The 23,000-nt window shown below is 37.9% G+C and carries 22 protein-coding genes; 1 reads left to right on the top strand and 21 read right to left on the bottom strand.

Annotation, left to right across the window (positions count from 1 at the left end; all coding sequences use genetic code 11):
• Nucleotides 1-10: 10 nt before the first annotated feature.
• Together ACVBAX_RS06805 and ACVBAX_RS06800 are read right to left on the bottom strand one after the other, a co-directional pair.
• Nucleotides 11-472, bottom strand: coding sequence for a cytochrome c oxidase subunit II (locus tag ACVBAX_RS06805; RefSeq protein ID WP_447116369.1), 462 nt, complete (start codon nucleotides 470-472; stop codon nucleotides 11-13).
• A gap of 12 nt (nucleotides 473-484) precedes the next feature.
• The gene (locus ACVBAX_RS06800; RefSeq protein ID WP_447116368.1) at nucleotides 485-625 is read right to left on the bottom strand and encodes a hypothetical protein; all 141 of its coding nucleotides are present in this window, start codon (nucleotides 623-625) and stop codon (nucleotides 485-487) included.
• 213 nt (nucleotides 626-838) lie between these two features.
• On the opposite strand from ACVBAX_RS06800, the gene ACVBAX_RS06795 reads away from it, so the two are divergent.
• The gene (locus tag ACVBAX_RS06795; protein WP_447116367.1) at nucleotides 839-1,324 is read left to right on the top strand and encodes a hypothetical protein; all 486 of its coding nucleotides are present in this window, start codon (nucleotides 839-841) and stop codon (nucleotides 1,322-1,324) included.
• A 96-nt stretch (nucleotides 1,325-1,420) separates the two neighbouring features.
• On the opposite strand, the gene ACVBAX_RS06790 is transcribed toward ACVBAX_RS06795, so the two are convergent.
• The 19 genes from ACVBAX_RS06790 to pobA form a co-directional block, all read right to left on the bottom strand.
• Entirely contained in the window at nucleotides 1,421-2,218 is a 798-nt protein-coding gene (locus ACVBAX_RS06790; protein WP_447116366.1) for an ABC transporter ATP-binding protein, read from the bottom strand.
• Nucleotides 2,219-2,335: 117 nt separating this feature from the next.
• The gene (locus ACVBAX_RS06785; RefSeq protein ID WP_447116365.1) at nucleotides 2,336-5,143 is read right to left on the bottom strand and encodes a M14 family metallopeptidase; all 2,808 of its coding nucleotides are present in this window, start codon (nucleotides 5,141-5,143) and stop codon (nucleotides 2,336-2,338) included.
• A 216-nt stretch (nucleotides 5,144-5,359) separates the two neighbouring features.
• On the bottom strand, nucleotides 5,360-6,067 hold the full coding sequence (locus tag ACVBAX_RS06780) for a response regulator (RefSeq protein ID WP_447116364.1): 708 nt from the start codon (nucleotides 6,065-6,067) through the stop codon (nucleotides 5,360-5,362).
• Nucleotides 6,064-7,656: an ATP-binding protein gene (locus tag ACVBAX_RS06775; RefSeq protein ID WP_447116363.1), complete on the bottom strand. Its 1,593-nt coding sequence runs from the start codon at nucleotides 7,654-7,656 to the stop codon at nucleotides 6,064-6,066. Before ACVBAX_RS06775 ends, ACVBAX_RS06780 begins: the two co-directional genes overlap by 4 nt.
• A gap of 72 nt (nucleotides 7,657-7,728) precedes the next feature.
• Entirely contained in the window at nucleotides 7,729-9,255 is a 1,527-nt protein-coding gene (locus ACVBAX_RS06770) for a tripartite tricarboxylate transporter permease (protein ID WP_447116362.1), read from the bottom strand.
• A gap of 33 nt (nucleotides 9,256-9,288) precedes the next feature.
• Entirely contained in the window at nucleotides 9,289-9,741 is a 453-nt protein-coding gene (locus ACVBAX_RS06765) for a tripartite tricarboxylate transporter TctB family protein (protein WP_447116361.1), read from the bottom strand.
• 57 nt (nucleotides 9,742-9,798) lie between these two features.
• A complete protein-coding gene (locus tag ACVBAX_RS06760; RefSeq protein ID WP_447116360.1) occupies nucleotides 9,799-10,830 on the bottom strand; it encodes a Bug family tripartite tricarboxylate transporter substrate binding protein in 1,032 nt (343 codons plus the stop codon).
• Nucleotides 10,831-10,996: 166 nt separating this feature from the next.
• Nucleotides 10,997-11,251 carry a hypothetical protein gene (locus ACVBAX_RS06755; RefSeq protein WP_430775293.1) on the bottom strand — a complete coding sequence of 85 codons (255 nt, stop codon included), beginning with the start codon at nucleotides 11,249-11,251 and terminating at the stop codon, nucleotides 10,997-10,999.
• A 27-nt stretch (nucleotides 11,252-11,278) separates the two neighbouring features.
• Nucleotides 11,279-12,169 carry an acyl-ACP desaturase gene (locus ACVBAX_RS06750; protein WP_447116359.1) on the bottom strand — a complete coding sequence of 297 codons (891 nt, stop codon included), beginning with the start codon at nucleotides 12,167-12,169 and terminating at the stop codon, nucleotides 11,279-11,281.
• A 129-nt stretch (nucleotides 12,170-12,298) separates the two neighbouring features.
• Entirely contained in the window at nucleotides 12,299-13,312 is a 1,014-nt protein-coding gene (locus tag ACVBAX_RS06745; protein WP_447116358.1) for an SIS domain-containing protein, read from the bottom strand.
• Nucleotides 13,313-13,324: 12 nt separating this feature from the next.
• Complete coding sequence (locus ACVBAX_RS06740; protein WP_430775290.1) at nucleotides 13,325-14,338, bottom strand: SIS domain-containing protein; 1,014 nt, start codon at nucleotides 14,336-14,338, stop codon at nucleotides 13,325-13,327.
• Between the two features lie 26 nt (nucleotides 14,339-14,364).
• The gene (locus ACVBAX_RS06735) at nucleotides 14,365-15,192 is read right to left on the bottom strand and encodes a sugar phosphate isomerase/epimerase family protein (RefSeq protein WP_447116357.1); all 828 of its coding nucleotides are present in this window, start codon (nucleotides 15,190-15,192) and stop codon (nucleotides 14,365-14,367) included.
• Between the two features lie 78 nt (nucleotides 15,193-15,270).
• On the bottom strand, nucleotides 15,271-16,101 hold the full coding sequence (locus ACVBAX_RS06730; protein ID WP_430775288.1) for a carbohydrate ABC transporter permease: 831 nt from the start codon (nucleotides 16,099-16,101) through the stop codon (nucleotides 15,271-15,273).
• 4 nt (nucleotides 16,102-16,105) lie between these two features.
• Nucleotides 16,106-16,996, bottom strand: a complete 891-nt coding sequence (locus ACVBAX_RS06725; protein ID WP_447116356.1) for a carbohydrate ABC transporter permease — start codon at nucleotides 16,994-16,996, stop codon at nucleotides 16,106-16,108.
• 57 nt (nucleotides 16,997-17,053) lie between these two features.
• A complete protein-coding gene (locus ACVBAX_RS06720) occupies nucleotides 17,054-18,343 on the bottom strand; it encodes an ABC transporter substrate-binding protein (RefSeq protein WP_447116355.1) in 1,290 nt (429 codons plus the stop codon).
• A 114-nt stretch (nucleotides 18,344-18,457) separates the two neighbouring features.
• Nucleotides 18,458-19,294: a fructoselysine 6-kinase gene (locus tag ACVBAX_RS06715; RefSeq protein WP_447116354.1), complete on the bottom strand. Its 837-nt coding sequence runs from the start codon at nucleotides 19,292-19,294 to the stop codon at nucleotides 18,458-18,460.
• 60 nt (nucleotides 19,295-19,354) lie between these two features.
• The gene (locus ACVBAX_RS06710) at nucleotides 19,355-20,083 is read right to left on the bottom strand and encodes a GntR family transcriptional regulator (protein WP_447116353.1); all 729 of its coding nucleotides are present in this window, start codon (nucleotides 20,081-20,083) and stop codon (nucleotides 19,355-19,357) included.
• A 362-nt stretch (nucleotides 20,084-20,445) separates the two neighbouring features.
• Nucleotides 20,446-21,705, bottom strand: coding sequence for an MFS transporter (locus ACVBAX_RS06705; protein WP_447116352.1), 1,260 nt, complete (start codon nucleotides 21,703-21,705; stop codon nucleotides 20,446-20,448).
• Nucleotides 21,706-21,774: 69 nt separating this feature from the next.
• Nucleotides 21,775-22,992, bottom strand: a complete 1,218-nt coding sequence (pobA, locus tag ACVBAX_RS06700; RefSeq protein ID WP_447116351.1) for a 4-hydroxybenzoate 3-monooxygenase — start codon at nucleotides 22,990-22,992, stop codon at nucleotides 21,775-21,777.
• Nucleotides 22,993-23,000: the final 8 nt, after the last annotated feature.

The raw sequence follows: 23,000 nt of genomic DNA, 5'->3' as shown, positions 1-23,000 counted from the left end.
CTCCTTTTGATTATTTCACGTTAATGGTCAAGGTCATCATTTGATGGCCAGCCCCACAATATTCATTACATAACACTAAATACTCTCCTGGTTGATCAAAAGTCTGAGTAATTTTCTGTATATGCCCTGGCATAACCATGGCATTGATATTTGTGTTTGCTACCTCAAATCCATGTACGACATCCTTTGAAGTTAGAATAAAGTGAACCTTGGAACCTGCAGGAACTTCAATCGAATTCGGAGTAAAGCTAAATATTTGCAACGTCATGACCACTTCATATTCGTTCTCACCGATTTTCTTTATTCCTGGTTCATTAAAAGGTACTGTTTGATCTACCTTCTGGGGATCGATCGTTTCCTGATGGCTTGGTGGGCCCATCTCAAGTGCAAAGGTCTGGTAACCTGTGATTAACATAAATATCATAATCATGCCGAAACTTAGTGTCAGCCAAATTTTTTCATCCAGATGCATGTCTTTTCCCCCCTATACTCGACTCATATAAAGTCCAAATAAAATAAAATAAGAAACAAGTATTACACCTGCAACCATCCCTACTGAAATCCATGTTCCAACCTTTGATGTTGAGAAATTTTCCACTTGATTTCCAACCTTGTCCTTGCTCATATTGATTCCCCCTTAGTTTTCTTACTTCCATGATAATTTGAGAATGATAATCACTGTAGTGAACCAAATCACAGTTATGAAAAAATCTTTAACAACTTTTGTTCATGTAACTAAAAAAAGTCGCCTTCTTGGAAAGCAACCTTTCTTGGATTTCTAGTATATAAAAATTGCCATGAGAAAAAATAAGTCTAACTTTAATAAGGAGTATATAAAATGCAGAAAATCATCGAGAATTTAGATTTTGGCGCAAAGGGCTTATGGTTTCCGGTAATTATAAGCATTTTATTAACCGTAACAGCCCTTTTGGTACGTAAAAAAAATATTTCTTGGAGGGAAATCTATATTACTTTTGGAGTTGTAGGGTTTGCTACTTGGTTTAGCGACGGCATGATTGCTAGGGTCATTGATGTTTTTGATATTGGTCACCCAAAAAAGGCTGGCATTGGAGATATTCTCAGTTATACCTTTATACCAACCTCACTTTCCATTCTTTACTTAAATTACCTAACAAAGAAAAATAAGTGGAAATTGACAATTAGTTTTACTTTTCTATCACTTTTAATAGAATTTGGGATGATCCATTCTGGATATATGAAATACAAAGGATGGCATTGGTCTATTTCCATTTTCGTTTTCCTTCTAACTTTTGGTTTTCTATTACCCAAGCATATGTCGATAATTAGGAATGATGGCAAGTGATGTTTTTATCACTAACAAAGGGGACATTAATCTGTAAAATTTATATCTATGAAATTGATCCCCTTTTTCACTTGACTTTCTAAATCATAAGAAGGCTCAGGAGAAATTTTTACTTGCTGTACGTTTAGAAACCAATGGTCTACCGTTCTTCCAAATCACTTCTACATCCATAGTAAGGAAGTGAGACAATTTAGCGCTTGAAATCATTTCGTTTGTATCTCCTACCGAAAAAACATGTCCTTCTTTTAATAGCAATGTTTTATTAAAAATAGGCAAAATTTCTTCTACATGGTGAGTTACATAAACCATTGTTGGTGCATGTTCTCTTTTAGCAATTTCCTCAATTGTTTCTAAAAATTCTTCTCGCGCGATGAAGTCTAAGCCATTCGTAGGTTCATCCAGGATAAGTAGAGACGGATTTGTCATTAAAGAACGCGCGATAAGAACTCTTTGCTTTTCTCCTTGTGAGAGATTCTCATAGTTACGATTCACATAATGGATACAGCCAAGCTCATTTAATAAAGTGATGGCTTTTTCTCTAACTTCATCTGAGGGTGTTTCGTAAAGACCAATGGAAGCATAAGCACCACTTAATACGACCTCAAAGGCATTATCCCCAGGATGGAATTTTTGTTGTAAAGAAGAAGATACAAACCCAATATGCTTTCGGAGTTCACCCCCAATAGGATCTCTCCCGAACTTTCTTCCTAGCACGCTGACTTTCCCTTTTGTTGGATAATAATAGCCATTTACTATATTGAGCAAAGCGGTTTTTCCAGCACCATTTAAACCAAACAGAACCCAGTTGTCCCCTTTATGAATGCTCCAATTAATATGCTGTAATATCCACTTTTCCCCTTTTATTAACGAAACATCTTCCATATGTAATACCATCTTGTTTCTCCCTTCAATCCCTCAGGTTACCGTTATATTATCACATTATTGCAAATTTTTATTAATAAAAAACAGAAGGTTCTCAACCTGAGATTGAGAACCTTCCTGTTTGTTTTTCTACTCTCTATCTCTTCCTTTTTCAAAGAAGGACGGTTCAACTTGGTTGTTGTTCTTAATGACTTTATCCTTCACAGAGCCTTTGCCCTTCTTCACTACTTCAGATCCAACCGAAGCAAAAATGCTGTTAGCTAATAGACGATAGCTATACTGCGTATGTGCTCTAAATGCTAAGTCATTAGCAAATAAAGTAATGTTGGTGTCTTCAAGATTTTGAGTAAAGGCAAGTATTTGACCCTTTGCCTCTTCGTGTCCTGGCCACCAGCCAGCAACATAGAAGTCATCACTGCTACTTACGGTTGCAAGTACCTCTGCCTCCTTAGGAACGGATTTAATCCATGCGCCATTGGTTGTATACAGAAGCTCATCGGCCTGATAGCCAGAAGTTAGTAGATGATCATTTACTTTTGCTTTTAACAGCCCTTCGTGACCTACACTAGTGTAATCCCACTCATATCCTGGTAGCAAACCACTATTTTTCACAGCATTAAGCGCATAAACACCCATACCAACATATGATTTCCCTGAAAGACCACTAGCATTAAAGGTACCGTTATCACTTATAATTACATCTGCTTCCGCTTGGCTCACTAGTTCGAAACCTAATTCCTTCAACGAGAAAATTAATTGGGATGACCCCGTTACAGCCACTTTAGGAAGAGTTAATTTTTCTGTTTTTACATTTTGCGTCGTACCAACTGGTGAAGCTTCGTAATAAAAATCAGCATAACCAGCTAAATCTTTTGTATTTACAATGTAATCACCTTTATTCACCTTGCCCTTTGTTTCCACTGCTTTTTCAACGACTTTACCGTCTCTTAATAGCTCATTTACTAGTTTCACTGTGTCATTATTAGTGTTTGATAATACTTGTTTTGGTGTTTTACCAACCACTTTACCTGTAGGTAATGTAATATTTTCTACGTCTGTCGTTTTGTTTTCAAAAGCATTGGATACACGAACTTCATCAATATCAAACCCTCTTAAAGCAGGGAAGTTAACAACGATCGGATCGTACATGGCTCCCCAGTCCGATACATCGTCACCTTTGTAAAGCATCGCATTGGCCAATCCACGTTTAGCTTGGTCCATTGGAACTACATATGTTCCTTTTGGATAAGTGACACCATTTACTTCTGTATTTGTTGTCGTTTGTTCTACCTTTACACCGTTACGAAGTAAATACTCTATCATTTTCGTTGCTTCAAGAGTATTTTTTTGCCCCGCCACATCAGCTGTTATCACATAATATTCAGGGAAGAAGTTTTCATTGTCTCCTCTTACACGACCAATTGATTCTCCGTTAGCATTAACAAAGTATTCATCAACGGCACGATTATCTTCCCCATTTACACCACGCTTAAAAATTTCAAGCTGATTTTTGTAAAGTTCATCTTTGTTTTCAGTAACATAAAGTGTTGCACCAAGACCCGTACCATACATAGCATCATATCCATTTTGACTTAATGCTGGTGTTTCAATGGTATGGCCAAGTGACCCATGCAACATCGCATACATCGCTGTATAGGCGGGAGTCATATCATCCCAACCATCCCCATAATCTAAGGCTGGAATTTCATAAGAGTTATAAGCAGAATTACTAATCCCTGCTTTCCCCATCGCATGAGCTTGGTCAATCATATTGCTGTAAAGTAAATCATACTCAAAGTTCGGGTTATGCGGAGGAGTAGTTGGTTCAATTAAGAACCCATTTACATATCCATGCATATCAAGGAAGGAAAGTGGCGTCCACTTTGCAATCTCTTGAGTGACTTCCTGTGTTTCGATTTGAGTTTGATAGTGATTATCACGGTTCAAGTCAAATCCATTAGCATTTGCTCTTGTGTTAAGAACTCTACCATCAGGGTTATTCGTAAACATATAAAGGAAGATGACATCATCAAGAACTTCATCCACATTCAATGTCACAGGTTTTTCCTGATCGTCAACAACCGTATTAAAAGTGACTTCCTCTTCAAGGGCAAATTTCTTAAATAACTCAACTTGTGCATCCACACCCTCTACTTCATCAGGGTGAATATTGTTAATCCACACGGGAACTTGATAATCTCCCATTGTTCCATTTTCAAGCTTTGCTAATAAACTTTCAGGATTTTCTAATGCGGTAGGTAAAGTTTCGTTCAAATACTTATCAACTGCGGCTTGATCTCTTGCTAAAATAACAAAATGCAGGTCTCGACCTTGTACAGTTTTACCAAGACTTTGGTACTCAAGATAACGGTCATTTGCCGCATTTGCTTCCTCGAATACTTGATCAATGGTTGGCTTTAATTCTTCATAGAAATGAAATTGATCATACACATTAAGTTTGACCGTTTTGGCTGCCTTTGTTTGGCTTGCAGGATTTATTAACGCTAGCTCATAGTCTCCAATGTATTGTTGATATTGCGTTCGAATCGTACGGTTTGAGAGATTGTCTCTATTATATGGAAGACCAAACTCTAATGTTGCCTTGATGGTTGTTGTGCCATCAACAAAATGTGGCTCTTCGATCACCTTAATAAAAGGTTCACCATTATAATTTGTCCCACTTGTCCACTTTTTCCATTCGGAGAGGCTCTTTCCTCCAAATAGAAACTCTAGTTGACTCAAATCAACCTTATCCCCAAAATCCGCTTGAACTTCTACTGTTCTAGCCTCTGTTAATGAGAATAAAGACCTACTAGTCTCTAACTCTATCACATCATACGCTTCAACTGTTTCAGTAGCTAAAACAGGAAATGCTGCTTGTGTAAATAGGGATAGAACTAGTAAGAATCCTAGTAAAGCCGTAAATCGCTTCTTCATAAAATCATCCCTTCTATGTACATAATAGACTACCAAGTTAACGTAACAGAATATTCGGAAAACAAACAGGGAGTTTAGTTCGATATACGAAGGGAATTGTTCGACAAATTCCGGCATTTACCTTGGATATATTGCTAACTACTAGTTCATAATGCTCAAACTGCCCATAAAAAACCTCTTCCTATATTAGGAAGAGGTTCATAGGTTCATATCAACCTATCTATCTACAATATACACACGTTCAGGACGACCCACTGTCCCGTATGCTAAATCAGCTTCAATTTTTTCTACCGATACTAGATGCTCTAAATAACGGCGGGCTGTTGTTCTACTAACTCCAATTTCCTTTGCCACGCTCTCTGCCGTTAACCCCACTCCTACTTTTCCTAGTACTTCGAGCACTTTTTCAAGGGTTAATGGGTCAATTCCCTTTGGTAAATATGAGCGATCATTGTTACTAGGTACTTCTACTTCTTTACGTAAAAGACTGTCAACCTCTTGCTGTGTAATAAGCGTATTTTCTTTTCCTAATAATTGTAGTTTCTTATGGAAATCTTGATATCGTTGCAATGCTTGCTTAAAACGATCAAAGACAACAGGTTTAATCATATAATCGAACACACCGATACTGATTGCCTCTTGGACTTTATCTAACTCTTTTGTAGCTGTAATCATGATCACATCTGTATGCTTTTCAAGCTGTTTCGTTTCTTTCAGTAAGTCCAATCCATTCATATCCGGAAAATAAACATCTAATAGGAGCAAATCTGGCTTCAAGATATCAATCAATGTTCTCGCCTCTAGATAACTAGCCGCAATCCCAACAACTTGAAACCCTTGTATTTGCTCTATATACCGCTGTTGTATCTCAGCAATTCTGAGATCATCTTCGACAATTAACACTTCGATCTCACGGTTCTTCATTGTTTACTCCCCCTATTTTTCGGTATCGCTACAGTAAAAATCGTACCCTCCCCTGATCTTGTTGAAAAGGTAATAGTCCCACCAAGAGCTTCAATTTCCTTATGAACGAGACTTAGTCCAATACCCGCATTACTCTTTTTGTTCTTGGTTGAATACCCTTCGCGAAAAATCAAATCACTTTTGCTACTTTCGATACCATTTCCGTTATCTTCGACCTCAATAATTAGATCTTTCCCGAGATCGGTTAGAAATAGGTTTACCATTTTTTCTTCTTTTTCATTGTCCCTTACTGCTTCAAAAGCATTGTTGACTAAGTTCCCAATTATCGTGACTAGCGAGTCTCTATTCATCTCATCAGGAATATCTTTAAAACTACTCTCTCTATCTACAAGGAAATTCACTTTCCATTCACTCGCCAAGCTAGTCTTTCCTAGGACAAATCCAGCAATTATAGGATCAGGAATTTCTTTCATCAGAAATTGAATGAACCCTTGCGCAACATCCACTTCATGAGATATAAAATCAATTGCTTCTTTATATGACCCTAATTGAATTAAACCTAATAAAGTATAAAGACGGTTGGAGTACTCATGTGTTTGTGCTCGTAATCCCTCTGCATAAGCCTTTACATGGGATAATTCCTGTAGTAAATGTGCTAGCTCAGATTTATTCCTTAAACTTGCAACCGCTCCAATTACGTTCCCTTTCGTATTATGAATAGGAATTCGATTAGCCAAATAGACCGAACCAAAAATCATCATTTCTTGGTCATATTCCGCCATTCCTGTCCGAACCACACTTAGGAGTTTTGTGTTCTCTAACACCTCTTCAACTTTCTTACCCCGGAGTAGGACCTCATTGGGTACACGTAAAATTTTATGAGCGGTTTCATTTACAACTGTGATCCTACCATCTGTGTCTATTGCAATAATTCCTTCATGAATTGATTCTAAAATGGCATGTTTCTCCTGATACATCCAGGCAATTTCTTTTGGTTCTAATCCAAACATGGCTTTTTTAATATTTAAAGAGATTAAAAGAGCCGCTAGTAGGCCACCTATTAAAATCAGGAAAGTAACCACAAATATCTTTTTTTGTATTTTTGCCACCTTCATCTCTATATCCGTCTGGAGATACCCAACTGATACCACACCAATGACTTCTCCATTATGAAAAATAGGTGTTTTCCCCCTGAGTGAAGGTCCTAATGTCCCCGTTGACTCTGAGATAATCGATTCCCCTTTAAAAACTCGACTATTATCTCCCCCAACCATCTTCTGTCCTAATCGAATAGGATTCGGATGGGAATATCTAACCTCAGCTAAGTTCCCAATAACAATAAATTCTGCACCTACTTGATTTCGGATTTTTTCTGCAATGGGTTGAATAATAGCAGCCGGATCTTCTGTCTGAAAAGCTTCTTGTATTTCCGGTATATTTGCGACAGATTGGGCCACAGATAACGCTTTTAAACCAATTTCATTTTTCAAATTTGATTCCATGATTTGTTTAAAGGTGTACCCAAATAAGCCTCCAATCACAACTATGACAATAAAAATTCCAAGCATTAACTTTGTATGTAACCGCATCCAAACACCTCTCTTCTCATTATAGTAAAAAAACTCCTTATTAAAAGGAGTTTTCGAACTATTTCAAATAATTTATCCTTCTACATTAATAATGACTTCTTTCCCTCTTCTTTTCATTAGGAGAGGAATGATTAGCCAAAGGAGTGTAATGAGTAGAAAAGCTAGGGAAATTGGTCTTGTCAAAAACACACTGAAATCTCCGTTAGAAATGGTTAACGCTCTTCGTAGATTATTTTCAACCATTGGTCCTAACACCAACCCTAGTACTAGTGGTGCGATCGGATAATCGTTCTTGTTCAAAAAGTACCCAAGAATCCCACATCCTAATAACAGCAATAAATCGTATGTGGAAACTTGAACGGCATACACACCAAAAATGGAGATAGCGATAATAATTGGTATTAAGAATTGCTTTGGTGTTTGAATAATTTTTGCAAACACTTTTACCAATGGAAGATTTAAGATTAATAGCATGATATTCCCGATAAACATACTAGCAATTAGTCCCCAGGCTACCTGTGGGTGGTCTTCAAATAATAGCGGTCCAGGTTGGACGTTATACATCATCAGTGCTCCCATTAATATTGCAGTGGTACCTGAGCCAGGAATACCAAGCGTTAATAGCGGGATCATTGCACCACCCGATGCTGCATTATTTGCAGACTCCGGCGCTGCAACCCCTGCAATGGATCCCGTACCGAACTTTGAAGGGTTCTTAGAAATCTTTTTTTCCAGAATATAAGAAAAGAAGGAAGCGAGCGTCGCACCAGCTCCAGGTAATATTCCTACAAAAAAGCCGAGTATCGAACCTCTAGCAATCGGTCCAGCTGATTCCTTGAATTCAGCCTTGGAAGGAAGTAAATTATTGATTTTTGCAATATGAACCTCATCTTCTTCTTTTTCTAAGATCGTTTTAAAAACTTCTCCTAGAGCAAACAATCCAACAGCTATCGTTAAAAATTCAATACCTTGATAGAGCCACGGAACATCAAACGTAAATCTAGCAATACCTGAGACATTATCAATTCCGATCGTTCCAAGAAGTAACCCACAAATGGTCATTATCAATGCCTTTGTAACAGATTTTCCGGCTAAACCACTAACAGCACCTAGACCTAATAACATGAGAGAAAAATATTCAGCAGGTCCAAATTTCAGTGCAACAGCTGAGAGTGGTTTGGCCAATGCAATGAGGGCAACAAGCGTGATAATACCAGCAACAAATGAACCAATCGCCGCTATCGATAGTGCACTACCTGCTCTTCCGTTTTTTGCCATTTGATAACCATCTAATGTCGTAACAACTGATGATGATTCCCCTGGCGTATTTAGTAGAATTGAAGTGGTCGAACCACCATACATCGCTCCATAATATACCCCAGCTAGTAGAATAATTGCACTCGTAGCTGCTTGCTCTGGAGGAAGCCCACCTGTAATGGATGCGGTGACTGGGATTAGCAGTGCTACCCCACTCATTGGACCAATTCCAGGCAGCACACCAACAGCTGTTCCTATTAACACTCCGACAAAAGCAAACGCGATATTATACCAGATTAGTGCTGTTCCGAAACCTTGAAATAAATAGTCAAGTGTGTCCATGCTTCCCTTCTCCTCTCTATACCCCTTTCATAGCTAAAACCAAATTGGCCAGCCAGGAAGAGTTCCTTTTAACACTTGTACATATAAAAAATACACAATTCCTGAAAAACAAGCAGATATGATAAGAGACTTCACCCATTTTGTACGTTCCATTGTCTGAAAACAGACAAATAAAAAGATAAAGGTAGTAATGACGTATCCTATTGTTTCTAATGTCAAAATATAAAAAAGTGTTGCAACAAAGATGATAAGAAATGGCTTGTATTGCAACTTCTCCTTTTCACCCTGATGGTTCCTTGTCATAATCGTTTCGTAAAATAAACGAATACTTAAAAGGACAAGTAAGGCACCGAGTATGGAAGGGAAAATATCAGGGCCTACAGAACTTCCATATGAAGTGCTAGCGAGATTTCGACTGCCGATAATAAACAGAACTCCAATTACTAGAAACAAGACAGAAGCGATACGATCGAACTTAATATCCATTGGTACTCCCCTTTCAAAAAGCTTAAGGGAAGAAGGAAGCCTCCTCCCCTTTACTATCTATTTCTCCATACCTAACGCTGTTAATAATTGCTGAACCTGTGATTCCTGCTCCTCTAAGAACTTTGTGAAATCGGAGCTATTTTTGTATTCCATTTCCCAGCCTTGTGTTTCTACTTCATTCTTCCATTCTGGAGCATTCACAAGCTTTTCTAAGGATGACTCCCAATATTCTTTCGCTTCCTCTGACATCTTTTCAGGACCAAATACTCCACGCCAAATGGTAAACTCAGCTTCGACTCCTTGTTCAATCGCTGTAGGCACATCCTTGAAGTCACCACCAATACGCTCGGTTGAAGTGACAGCTAACACTCGTACATCTCCTGACTTTAAAAATTCTTTTACACTAGAAGCGTCCGTACCAATAACATCTGCATTTCCACCAAGCAATGCCGTGATCGCTTCTCCCCCACCATCATAGGACACGTACTTCACTTTTGTCGGATCCACACCATATTTATAAGCGGGGAGAATTGAAATTAAGTGATCCATAGATCCTGGGGCAGAACCGCCTGCAAATGTTAGTTTACTAGGATCCTTCTTTACTTCTTCCAAAACTGACTTTAAGTCGGTAAACTTTGAGTCTGCTTTTACAACAATCGCTCCATAATCCTTCGTTAACTGTGCGAGAGGAGTTGTATTTTTGTACCCGAATGGGCTATTTCCTTCTTTTTTCAGGTTATTAATGATAATCGGTGGGGAATTAACGAATAGCATGTCATTATTTTCTACTTGTTGGGTCGCATATTCTGCCATAAAAACAGCTCCGCCACCACCCGGTTTATTTTCAACCGTTAACGGTTGTTCCACAATCTTTGTCTCTGCTAACACCTTTGTCAACGAGCGGGCCGTTAAGTCCCAACCACCACCTGCTCCTGATGGTGCTACCACTGAAATAGCTTTTGTAGGGTACCCTGAGCTCTTTTCCTTCTTGTCAGATCCTGCTGTTTGTTCACCACTACTGCAGGCACCTAGGCTGAGCGCCAATACTCCTGCACAAAAACAAGCTGAGATTTTTTTAATAGAAAACATTTTGAATCCCCCTTTGTAAGCGTTTTCCTAATTTTACATAACTTTTGAACATTTTTTGAATTATACATTTAAACAACATTAAAAACTTATTAATCATTTTGTTCATATTGTTCACGAGGAAAAACAACAAAAAAACCAGTTTCGTCATAGAAACTGGTTACGTCTATTACACTTCTACAGTGAGAATTTCTTCTATTTCTTCTTGAATTTCTTTACTTACGGATAATAAACGTTTTTTTCTTATTTCTAGATCCGTGTCTTTATCAATAAATTGATTGGTATGTTTGTCAAAGCAAGGGAAGCAGATTGAATAGAAGGTTTTTTTCTCCTTCTTTAGAAACTCAAACTCCCAAGTTTCTAACTCCAAATAACTAACTCTGTTATTTGTTTCTTTTTTACAAATCTCGCATTGTGTTGTCATTATTTTATCCTTCCTTACCACTTGCTTTTATTTTTTCGCTAATTGACGTTCTTTAATTCTCTTTAAGCGCCCATGATATTTCATAATATTTGCTTGTGATTGTTTCGCTTCCTCAGTAGTAGGCTGAAGGTTTTCGATATCCCAATACGTTACGACCACGTCTAATACTTGATCAAAATACTGTAATGGACCGTAATTTGCTTCTAGCGCGATTGTTTTCATTCTCTCACTAAAATCTGGCATAACGGCACCTGGCATAGAGAAATTGATAATCACATCTTCGAAAAATACAATGAAATTAGGATCCAGTTCCAGATGTGCTTTCACCGTATCACGATAGAACGCATAATGAAGAGCTTCGTCTTTCGCTAGTCTTCTTAGCAAAGTTGCCAAATCTTTATCGTGAGGACTAGCAATTTTTGCGACATTATTATAAAAAACTAGAGTAGCTAACTCTTGCAAAGAAGTATAAGCCATCGTTGCTAATGGGTTAGTGAAATCAGGGAACCAACCACTTTCAACCATTCGCTTTCTTAGTTCATGTAATCGTTTCGGATCTACGTTACGCGTCACCAATAAATAGGTTTCAAGTAAACTAGAGTGTTGGTCTTCTTCTGCCGTCCATGTGCGAACAAAATCATTAATGACTTCCATAGAGTTTTTAAAAGTATAATCCAAATGAGATGTATACCAAGGCAAATTCACTTCTGTTAGTAATGCTGTCTCAATCGCTACAATAACAGCTTCAGGGAGAGTCACTTGACTTTTATCCCAAGGAACTCTCTTAAAGGACATCGCCTTGTCCCACGGTATAAATTCATGGTAACTCCAGTCAATATTAGCTGACCGTTCCTTATGTAATTGATATAATTCCTTAATTCTTGGCTCTAAACGTGTATCCAAATCTGAATTTAACATCGATTAACCCCTTACATTTTTTACTTTCTTGCTTTAGTAGATGATTTTAACAGAATTTTTCGATAAGATAAAGAAATATGAATAATAAAAAACTGTAAACACAAAGAATGTTTACAGTTTTTAGGATGATTAGAAAGGAACTTTTTTATAGTATCTTCTTGTCGTGAGAGGATGATTTCTGACTTCTTCTAAATGACAACTTATTCTTTCTAGTAGAGTTGCCAATACAATTGGCGATAAAAACGGTCTAAATTGCTCTGATATTCCTTTGAGTGGATAATCTTTTGTATCAAACACGGTTAATTCCTTTGAAAAGTGGTTCGCAAAGCGTTCCACTCTTTCCGTCAGAGAACGTACTCTTCCTTCTCCTTTTAACAATACTATACTTGTATCTTCTTCTACTAACTCAAGTGTTCCATGGAAGAAATCAGAGGCGTGAACAGGGCGAGTCTTAATCCACTGCATTTCTTCTAAAATACACATGGCATAATAGTAGGTTTGCCCCCAATCAATTCCCGCTCCAGAAAGGATATGATACGGAGTGTCTTTATGCTTTTGTGCAAACTCTTTTGCCCGATTTTCCGTAGCTTCCTTTACCTTCAATAAAGCTTCTGGTAACATTTTCAGCTCTTCCATCCATTGATGATATTCAGGGAACTCCTGTCTCTTATACATTAATCGAAAAGCGATGAGGAACGATTGAAGGTAGAATGATTCACAAGATGTGTCATCCTCTGCAAAATTGACAAAAGAATAATCCGTCGCTTTAGTAAGTGGTGTATTCGCATGACCTACCAAGCAAATAGTCGTGGCACCCTTTTCCTTACAAAAATTTGCCACTTCCACCGTTTCTCTCGTTGTTCCTGATAAAGACGGAAGAATAACCAAAGATTGTTCACCTAAATGCTGGTGATCCGTAACCATTAATTCAGACGATATTTCTGTAAAAGCCGGTAAGGTTGAGTGATTCTTCAAGATGTATTCTGCCGCATACATTAAGATAGCAGCTCCACCTGTACCAACAAAGAATACATTTTTTATACCTTTTGCGACTAACTCATCTATTACTTCGTCTAATTCGTCTTTTAACCCGATCGCCCCATTTTGAATACGTAAAAATCGCTCCCTGTCAAAGTTAAACATCGCTTCCACCCCTTAGTACTCCATTTTGCGGTAATATCTTCTAAGCTCTAGAGGATGATTTCTTTCTCTTTCGAGATACACACTAATCTGACCAGTTAATGCCCAGTTTACATTGACAGCAAAAAACTTTCGAAACTTTTCACTAATCCCTTCTAACGGATATTCCTTTGTATCAATGATAAATAATTCTTTTGTAATTTTTTCAGCAAATCTTTCTACTCGATCTACCAGAGGTCTTGTTTCATCTTCCCCCTTAAACAAAATGACACTTGTATCTTCCTCGACCAGCTCTAATGTCCCGTGGAAAAACTCTGCCGCATGAATCGATTTTGATTTAATCCACTGCATTTCTTCTAAGATACACATGGCATAGGAGTAAGTATTACCCCAAAGATTTCCTGCTCCAACTAACATATGGTATCCGGTATCTTTGTGCTTAATAGCAAATTGCTCTGCACGAGGGTCAAATGCTTCAACAGCATGAACGATTCCTTGTGGAAGAAGTGATAACTCTTGAGTAAATTGTTCATAATCAGGGAATTCACCATGATTATGAATGAAACGAGCTGTAAGTAGCTGGAGGTGAACAAAGAACGTATCAAATGAATGCTTTTCCCTGCCTGTCGAAATGCAATAATCCACAGCATCTGCTAGGGGGGTATCCGGAATGGCAACTAAACCAATGGTCGTCGCCCCTTTGGCTTTACAAAATTCTGCTGCAGCTACGGTTTCTTTCGTTGTACCGGTGACAGAAGCAAATATGCAAACAGAGTCCTTGGTTAAATGACGATTGTTCATGACTATTAATTCAGCTGCAATCTCCGCATGAACATCCAAACTCGAGTTCGATTTAAAAATATATTCATAAGGATACATCATCGCAACTGTTCCACCAGATCCAATCAAAAAGATATTTTTAAAGCCCTTATTTGAAATATCATCTACAATTCTTTCAATTTCACCTTTCTTTGCCATTCCTTCCTCTCCTACTAATTGTAAAAATAGATTTGAATCAAATTTTAACATGACAATCCCTCCACATTTTTTATGAATTAATTTATATAAGGAGCTAACGTTTCAAGAGATTTTTCGATTGCTTCGTTTGGATTCAGCAAATACTCAGTTGAAGTAAATTCGAGAGTAAGCGCACCTTTGTAATCATGCTGAACTAATGTTTGAATATAGCTTTCTAATGGAAGGTTTCCATCTCCCCAGGCTAAATGCCCGGTTGGTTTTCCATCGATAAAATGAATATGGGCAAGCTCCAACTGATCAAAATAGGTTGCTAAATTCTCCCCTTCAACGGACATAGGAATAGTATCCACCATCCCTTTTAAAAAAGGAGAAGAAATCTCATTAAGGCATTCTTTTAAATCCGGTAATGTGTTTACGATATTCGACTCCACTTTTTGTAATGGCTCTAACGCTAACACGATTCCTTCTTTTTCAGCATAGTTTGATAGAATGCCTAGAGAGGCTTTTGATCTTTTTAATGCCTCCTCACTGTTTTCATTTCGATATCCCCAACCAGCCGTAACTAAAACCATAGGAGCTTCTAATTCCACTGCCGAATCAATTGACTTTTGAAAATAACGGATACTTCTCTCTCTTATTTCTGTCTCTTTTGCAGCTAGATTGATTGGATACATACATTGTTCAGGAGTAAAACATACGACTGATAATTCCCGTTGATGAATTTCCCCTCTAATTCGACGAATATCCTGTATCGACAAATCCTCGACATACATATGCGGAGCGGCACCCCATACTTCAATTTGCTGGAATTCAAAATGCACCATAGCATCCAAAAAGTATTCAAAAGGGTAATGTAAATAATGGAAGTTCATACCAGTAATCTGTTTTCTGGAAATCTTCTTCATTTGCTCCCCCCTAGTGGTATATACCATTTATATTCGTCTATATTAGTAAAAAATACCAATATAGACACTTATATATTTTTATCCTTTCACCCCACCTGCCGATATCCCACGGACAAATTGTTTCTGAAAGATAATATAGGCGATAATCATTGGTAGTGCTGAAATAGCTAATCCAGCCAATTGAATTCCAAAGTTCGTGTTTAATTGACTTCTTAAATTCATCAATCCAACTGGAATGGTTCTAAGACTTGAATCCTCAATGAAAACCAAGGCAAACATGAACTCATTCCAAACATTCATAGCAGTTAAAAGTGCACAAGAAGCAATAATTGGTCTTCCCATTGGAATAACAATATTCCAGTACACTTTCCATCGATTACATCCATCAATAATAGCTGCCTCTTCAAGCTCTCTAGGAATCGATAAAAAATACGATCTCATTAAAAAAATGGCAAATGGCAGTTGGAAAGCCACATATGGAATAATTAACGCCCCATACGTATTGTAAAGTCCAACTCCTTGAAGCAGTTTGTATAGAGGAATCAAACTTACTTGAGGCGCAAGCATTAACCCACTCAAAATGATGATTAATAGTATATTCTGTCCTTTAAAGCGAAATCTACTTAACCCGTAAGCTGCCATTGATCCAAACAGTAATACGGTAACGACCGAAACCACGGTTATAAACACACTATTAAAAAAGTACTTACCGATTCCAGCATCCCATGCAGCCTTGTAATTCTCCCATATCCATTCTTCAGGAAGTGACCAGGTATTTAAAAAGAAATCACTATTTGTTTTTAACCCACTCAATGCTAGCCAAATAATCGGGAAGATAATTACTAAGGAAAACAAACTAAACCACACCAAGATAATCACTTGAAAGATTCTATTTTTTAGTATTGTCATCCGCTTATTCCACCTCCTGTCCCGATTTTCCCAACTTCATTTGGATGAGAGATAGGGTCAGGGTGATGATAAATATAATTGTCCCAATCGTGGATGCATAACCCATTTCATCGTTACGAAAAGCTGAACGGTACAACATCGTTCCTAGAACTTCTGTTGATCTTCCCGGTCCACCAAACGTCATCACATAGACCTCATCAAAAACCTTGAAAGCTCCAATTACAGTAATGACACTACCGACCAAAATCATTTCCTTTATTTGTGGTAGTGTTATATGAAAAAACGAGTTAATCTTTGAGGCACCATCAATCATCGCTGCCTCATAATATTCCGTCGGGATTTTCTGCATAGCAATAAGAAAAAGCATGGTCATATATCCTGTATATTGCCACTGTGACACGGCAACTACTGCATATATCGCTGTTTTACTATCTCCTAACCAGGAATGAGCCCACTCTGATTGTCCAATAGCGTTTAACACACCATTCACTAATCCGATTTCCGGATTATAAATCAGCTGCCACATTAAGCCTACTACCGCAATCGATATAACAGAGGGAATAAAGAATACGGTTCTAAAGAAGGGTTGAAACCTTCTAATCAGTTTATCTTCTAATATAGCTGCTATAATGATTCCCCCACCGACCTGGCAGATCAATGAAATAATCGCGTAAAGGGAATTATTTTTCAATGCGGTAAAAAACACAGGATCTTTAAAAAGCCTTACATAATACTCGAAGCCGACAAACGTTTTTCCTGCCTCAAAGGAATTCCACCTAAAAAAACTATTGTATAAATTAAGGACAATCGGTAGAAATACAATAAACAGGATTAGAAGGAGTGCTGGTAAAATAAAAAGGAATGCCGTTCGGCCGTTTCTATATGTTTCTTTCATCCTTCTCCCTCCTATGAGGGGGCAAGTAATAAAGAATGACTACCTGCCCTGTTCTATTTATTCCACTTCACTCTGCACTTGTTTAGCTACAGCTTGAACTTCTTTAATAATATCCTCTGGAGATTTGGAGCCGTCAAGAAGTAGTTGAATGTTTGATAGATACACGTCTGCGACTTTCGCATGAACATCTGTATCCAACCACTCGGCCATTCCTTCCGCTTGCTTCATGTAATTCACACCTTCAGCCACTTGCTTTAGAGCCGTGTCTGGGTTCGTAGCTCCTTCAATTGGACTCGGCCAACCAATATCCTCTACAAGTTTTAATGAGTTTTCTTTACTTGTTAAAAACTTTAAAAACTCTACTGCTTCTTTTGGATGTTTCGTTTTCGAAGAAACAATAAATCCATCTGGAGCACCAGTTATATAATTTTGACTTCCATCTCCATCAGCTATAGACGGCATCGGGAAGAATCCCCAGTTCCCTTTCAATGCGTTTTCAACATCTTGAAATTCTTCCAATTCCACGTAGAAAATAGCCCCTTTTCCTGCAAAGAACATTTGCTTCACCATATCATGGGAACTAGAGTTTACGTTATCCATAAAATAGCCTTTTTCGTTCAATTCTGCTAGCATTTCCATCGCTTTTACGTACCCAGGATCTGTGAACTCGCCTGAACGAGGATTATAATCGTTCATTCGAACTTCTTGATCTACCATTTTTTGGTTCAGTCCCGTTAAGTAATGAATAGCTGCCCAAGGGCTTTCATTCCCAAGCATCAGTGGTGTTTCGCCTTCCTCTTTTAAGGTACCGAGAACATCTAAAAATTCATCCCATGTTTTAGGTGCTTTCAGACCATGCTTATCAAAAATCTCCTTATTATAAACAAAGAACTTTCCATTGAATCTCAAAGGAATTCCGTAATTTTTCCCATCAGAAGAAAATGGCTGTAGGGAAGCCGGTATAAAACTGTCTTTCCAGGCTGTGTCTTCTTCTAAATAAGGGGTGAGATCTAAGGCGGCATCGGCACGAACAAATTTCCTAGCAAATTCACCTGACCAAGAGAACATAATATCTGGAACCTCACTTCCCCCAAGGATAACCCGTAGTTTATCTTTGATCGGTTCGTCAGCGATCGCTTCCATCTTAATTTTAATATCTGGATTTTGACTCTCGAATTCTTTTACTACTTCCTCAAAATAAGGGGCGTATTGTGGTTGAGGCCATTTATGCAAAAATTTTAAGACAATCTTATCCGATTCTTCTTCATTTGATGAGGTAGAACTGGAACAACCCGTAATGACCAATGCTAACATAAGCATAAATACAATTAATAATTTTGTTCTCATTCATTGACCCTCCTTATTGTTTTGAGCATAAAATCTTTAAGGTTTTAGTCTTCCAAAACCTCACCACCCCCATATCTTATCTATCTATGATTCTTAAATTCTTTTAGGAAGAATTTAGAATTCAATACCAAACCCAAAAGCTCCGTCTACTAAGCATGTTTGAGCAGCAAATTTCGCTCCTGCTTCAAGGCTTTGTTTGATCAACTGCTCCTCCTCCACCTGTATCTTTTTCCCTTTTAAGTACTCAAGGATAAAAGCCGTGAAAAAAGAATCTCCTGCGCCAAGAGTATCCACTGGTTTGACATAATGGGGCTTCTGTTCAAAAAAGTTTGTCCCGTTAAATACCATTGCTCCTCTCGAACCCATCGTCCCAATAGCCATCGAACTTCCTAAAGAACACACGAATGATAACAAGTCTTTTATTTCATCTGTTTGTAATTGACCACACGATAGAAGGCTAATATCTACATGAGGGCAAACTTCTTTTAAAACGCTTTCATTATAATCGGTTGAAAAATCGAAGGAAACGAGAATACCAGTTTCCTTTAACTTGTGTAGTTCTCCTTCCATTCCGCTATAAATACTACTATGTGCTAATTCAAATGTTTGGATATAATTCAAATCTTCTTGTGTGAGAATGATAGGATGAGTATTTTGTACACCTCCATCATTCCCACCGATAAATACTCTGTCCCCATCAACAAGATCAACGGCAGCAAATCCATTTTCCCCAGGATGCTGTCGACAATGAGAGATATCGATCTGCAAATGATTTAGCGTTTCAATAATATGATTTGCTGCTTTATCATCACCAAAAACACCTAGATAAGCTGTATCTACTCCTAGTTGCTTAGCATAGACGCTTAAGTTAAGTGCATTTCCTCCAGGATACATAATTTTCTTGTACATATACTTATCCACCACATTATCTCCAACCCCAATGACTCTCATCACTTTCCCCTCCTCTTGCCTCTATTGGTATATACCATTTTTGTTAATCTGAAATGACCGTCATTTCAGATGTAACTCAGAATAAAACCTAACAATATCACTTCTAGTAAGTGATGTTGAATATTCAATTGGATGGCCCTGATTATCGTAGGCAACCGCTTCACGTAATACACATGGACTCTCGGATCGAATTCTAAGTAATTTACTATCACTTTCTTCTGCTAGTTTCACCTTCATATACTCTTTGGCCTTTACTAACGTAATTCCATAATCATTTTCTAACATTTGATAAAGCGAATGATTATTTGTAATTCGGTGATCAATGTCTGGACAGTATTTATAAGGAATAAAGGATTCCTCAATAGAAATAGGGATTCCATTCACATTTCGCAAACGCTTAATGATAACAATTTCTTCACCAATTGGGATATGCAGCTTATTTCCAATACCTGGCTTTGCTGGACTCTTTTTAATAGAAAGCACTTGGGTACTTGGTGTTAATCCCTTGCCCAACATCGTCCTTGTAAAGCTATTAAAAGTAATAAAATCCATTTCAATTTTATAATTAGAAATAAAGGTTCCTGCACCAACTCTTCTTTCCACTACTCCTTCTCTTTCTAATATGGAAAGAGTATGTCTTGCTGTCATCCGGCTGATTCCATATTGTTCAGCTAATTCCCTCTCAGATGGGAGCTTATCTCCATGCTTTAATTTCCCACATTCAATATCATCAATGATTTTGTCTTTTAACTGTTGATAAAAAGGTGTTTCTTCTTCCCCTTTATACATTTCCTCACCTGCTTCAAATGGTTAAATACTTTGCTAGTTCTATTTACATTATATAGTAAAATTCAATTCACTGTCCTTTGCTTTCGAAAGCATATTTGGTATATACCATTTTTAGTAAGTAGGAAATTCAAAATTTGTAGAAGGAGTAATAAATAGGTGATTGATAGGATTTGATTGTAGGCTCTTTTGAAAGCGATTACAACTTTGTTAAATTTAGAATAGTTCAAATATTCAGTGTTGTCAATAAAACCATAGAATCTTTTTCAATTTTTCCATCAACAATTTCCAACATTTTTTTTAAGCTAACCCCAAATGAATAGACCGTGATTTATTGGATCACGATCTGTTATAATAGATTTTTATCAAATGTGTACGTTTACCTCGTTCATTTCCTTATTACCCGACACTTTAACAGGGGCTGTTTCCTTTAAGCCAAAAGATAATAGGAAGAATACAATGGCAGCTCCACTTGCCAGCCATAAAGGAGCGTACAAACTGTATTTGTCTGCTAAAACACCTGCAACGATCGGGCCTAAAGTGCCTCCAATAATCTCTCCAGTTAAAACAATAACTGCTATTGCAGTGGCCGCGAACGTTCTTGGTACTGACTCGGAGGGAATAATGGCTAGATAAAGCGGTTGACCTCCGAATCCGATAGCTAGTATGAAGACAGAAATAGCTAGTAAGGCAAAATTACTATGAAAATTAGCAATGGCTAACGGTAGGAAAATAGCTACAAATGTCACTGGGGTGATGACCGCTTTACGCCCAACCTTATCGGATAAATAAGGAATAAATAACTGCCAAAAGAACATAGCAATTCCTAAAATACCTAATACAATTCCGTATTGTGCTTCACTGTATCCAGAAACCCCTGATAAGAATAATGGCATAAAGCTAGTGAATACCAATAAATACATCATGTAAAAAATAGCTATTAGCATGCCTACCCATACGTTTCTTGTTTTAAAAACACTTTTATATTCGCTGAAAGTTGGTTTTTCCTGTTTTTCTCCACTTTTTCCAGTGGAATGTAGGAGTGGTTCTCTCATATAAAACATTAATATGATAGCAAGAATTACTCCAGGAATAGCAAGAGCAAAGAAGGAATAGCGCCAATTCGTCGCCGCTGCAATGGCCACGACCAGGACAGGCGCAATCGCATTTCCTAGTAGCGGCCCAGAGCTTTGAATAAAGCCCATGTTAAATCCTCTTCGTTTCGGAGTAGATTCTGCCATAATCGAAGACTGAACTAATGGAATAACCGGTCCCTCAGATGCTCCCATTAATAGTCTAACAAGGATAAGGGAGCCAAGCCCTCCAACAAGTCCAGAAGTAAAGGTTGCAGCAGAAAAGATGAGGATAAAAATAATTAAGGTTTTTTTCTTTTTTCCAAGAAAGTCAGATAAACTAGCAAATAATAAGGTTGATAATCCCCAGGCAATAGAGGTCGCTCCAACGATCAACCCCATTTGTGTGTTATTCAGTCCTAACTCTGGTGCGACAAAAGGGAATAAGTAGATAATGCTAAGCCGATCCATAAATACCAAGCCAAAAACCAAAAACAAAACGAATAATATACCATTTTCATATCGAAAAAATGATTGTTTCTGTTGACTCATAGCCTAACACTCCTTTTTATTATTCCATCCTCTAACTGTTTTCCCCTTCAAGCTTTTAAATGATCTTCATTAGCTTAGGATTTGCTGGTTAAACTCTAGTCCTTTAAACTCCATCGGCAAGCCAACATAATTTTCGGCCAAACTTCTTGCAGCCGCCTTGGATGAAGTAACATAGTCTAGCTCAGCGATTTGAATTCCATATTCGTACGGAGTTTGTTCAACATTTCTATGAAGCATGGTTGTCATCCACCAGGAGAATCGCTGGGCTTTCCATACTCTTTGCAAACAAATAGAAGAGTAACGTTCCAATGTATCTTCGTTTCCGGAATGATAAAACTCATTGATTCCTTTTGCTAATACTTGAATATCAGCCACAGCTAGATTCAGCCCCTTCGCACCAGTTGGCGGTACAATATGTGCGGAATCACCAGCTAGAAATAATCTTCCATACTGCATCGTTTCACAAACAAAGCTTCTCATTGCAACAATATTTTTCTGAATAATCGGTCCATCAATCATTTTCCATCCATCTGAAGTATCCACCCTTGCATGTAGCTCGGACCAAATTCTGTCATCTGACCAATTCGCAATATCATCTTTTGGATCAACTTGAAGGTAGTGGCGTTGAATCTTAGGGGTACGAGTACTTAATAGTGCAAAGCCTCGGTCGTGATGAACGTAGATAAGTTCTGGATGTACTGGTGGAGTTTCGGCAAGAATTCCTAGCCAACCAAAGGGGTAGATTTTTTGTTTTTCTACTCTTTCTTCTTTTGGTATCGCTTGGCGGCTTGGTCCATGAAACCCGTCACACCCCGCTATAAAATCGCATTCTATTTGTTCTACCTCAGTTCCACTCTCCTGTATGAAACTAATGGTTGGAGAGTTCGTCTCAACACCGTGGAGCTGAACATCTTTCACATTAAAATAGATCTTTCCACCAGCCTTTAGGCGAGCTTCAAGCAAGTCCTTAATCACCTCATGTTGAGGATAAAGCATAATTCTCTTTCCATCGGTCAATTCATTCATATCAATTCTATGTCTGCGGCCATTAAACTGAAGTTCAATTCCATGGTGAATATGCCCTTCTCTCATCATCCTACTTCCAATTCCTGTACTATTAAGCAAATCAACTGTACCTTGCTCGAGTACTCCTGCACGAATCGTACCCTCAATTTCTTCCTTCGATCGATTTTCAAGAATAATAGAGTCAATTCCTTGAAGATGCAGGAGATGGGACAGCATTAATCCAGCTGGCCCCGCTCCAATGATACCTACTTTCGTTCGCATAAAATCAC

This window comes from Robertmurraya sp. GLU-23 (assembly GCF_052983275.1).
The sequence above is the reverse complement of the archived record's forward strand: the minus strand, read 5'-3'. Positions and strand labels throughout refer to the sequence as shown.

Coding starts and splice junctions, on each gene's coding strand:
- ACVBAX_RS06805 (WP_447116369.1), bottom strand. CDS start 472: ATGCATCTGGATGAAAAAATTTGGCTGACACTAAGTTTCGGCATGATT.
- ACVBAX_RS06800 (WP_447116368.1), bottom strand. CDS start 625: ATGAGCAAGGACAAGGTTGGAAATCAAGTGGAAAATTTCTCAACATCA.
- ACVBAX_RS06795 (WP_447116367.1), top strand. CDS start 839: ATGCAGAAAATCATCGAGAATTTAGATTTTGGCGCAAAGGGCTTATGG.
- ACVBAX_RS06790 (WP_447116366.1), bottom strand. CDS start 2,218: ATGGTATTACATATGGAAGATGTTTCGTTAATAAAAGGGGAAAAGTGG.
- ACVBAX_RS06785 (WP_447116365.1), bottom strand. CDS start 5,143: ATGAAGAAGCGATTTACGGCTTTACTAGGATTCTTACTAGTTCTATCC.
- ACVBAX_RS06780 (WP_447116364.1), bottom strand. CDS start 6,067: ATGAAGAACCGTGAGATCGAAGTGTTAATTGTCGAAGATGATCTCAGA.
- ACVBAX_RS06775 (WP_447116363.1), bottom strand. CDS start 7,656: ATGCGGTTACATACAAAGTTAATGCTTGGAATTTTTATTGTCATAGTT.
- ACVBAX_RS06770 (WP_447116362.1), bottom strand. CDS start 9,255: ATGGACACACTTGACTATTTATTTCAAGGTTTCGGAACAGCACTAATC.
- ACVBAX_RS06765 (WP_447116361.1), bottom strand. CDS start 9,741: ATGGATATTAAGTTCGATCGTATCGCTTCTGTCTTGTTTCTAGTAATT.
- ACVBAX_RS06760 (WP_447116360.1), bottom strand. CDS start 10,830: ATGTTTTCTATTAAAAAAATCTCAGCTTGTTTTTGTGCAGGAGTATTG.
- ACVBAX_RS06755 (WP_430775293.1), bottom strand. CDS start 11,251: ATGACAACACAATGCGAGATTTGTAAAAAAGAAACAAATAACAGAGTT.
- ACVBAX_RS06750 (WP_447116359.1), bottom strand. CDS start 12,169: ATGTTAAATTCAGATTTGGATACACGTTTAGAGCCAAGAATTAAGGAA.
- ACVBAX_RS06745 (WP_447116358.1), bottom strand. CDS start 13,312: ATGTTTAACTTTGACAGGGAGCGATTTTTACGTATTCAAAATGGGGCG.
- ACVBAX_RS06740 (WP_430775290.1), bottom strand. CDS start 14,338: ATGTTAAAATTTGATTCAAATCTATTTTTACAATTAGTAGGAGAGGAA.
- ACVBAX_RS06735 (WP_447116357.1), bottom strand. CDS start 15,192: ATGAAGAAGATTTCCAGAAAACAGATTACTGGTATGAACTTCCATTAT.
- ACVBAX_RS06730 (WP_430775288.1), bottom strand. CDS start 16,101: ATGACAATACTAAAAAATAGAATCTTTCAAGTGATTATCTTGGTGTGG.
- ACVBAX_RS06725 (WP_447116356.1), bottom strand. CDS start 16,996: ATGAAAGAAACATATAGAAACGGCCGAACGGCATTCCTTTTTATTTTA.
- ACVBAX_RS06720 (WP_447116355.1), bottom strand. CDS start 18,343: ATGAGAACAAAATTATTAATTGTATTTATGCTTATGTTAGCATTGGTC.
- ACVBAX_RS06715 (WP_447116354.1), bottom strand. CDS start 19,294: ATGAGAGTCATTGGGGTTGGAGATAATGTGGTGGATAAGTATATGTAC.
- ACVBAX_RS06710 (WP_447116353.1), bottom strand. CDS start 20,083: ATGTATAAAGGGGAAGAAGAAACACCTTTTTATCAACAGTTAAAAGAC.
- ACVBAX_RS06705 (WP_447116352.1), bottom strand. CDS start 21,705: ATGAGTCAACAGAAACAATCATTTTTTCGATATGAAAATGGTATATTA.
- pobA (WP_447116351.1), bottom strand. CDS start 22,992: ATGCGAACGAAAGTAGGTATCATTGGAGCGGGGCCAGCTGGATTAATG.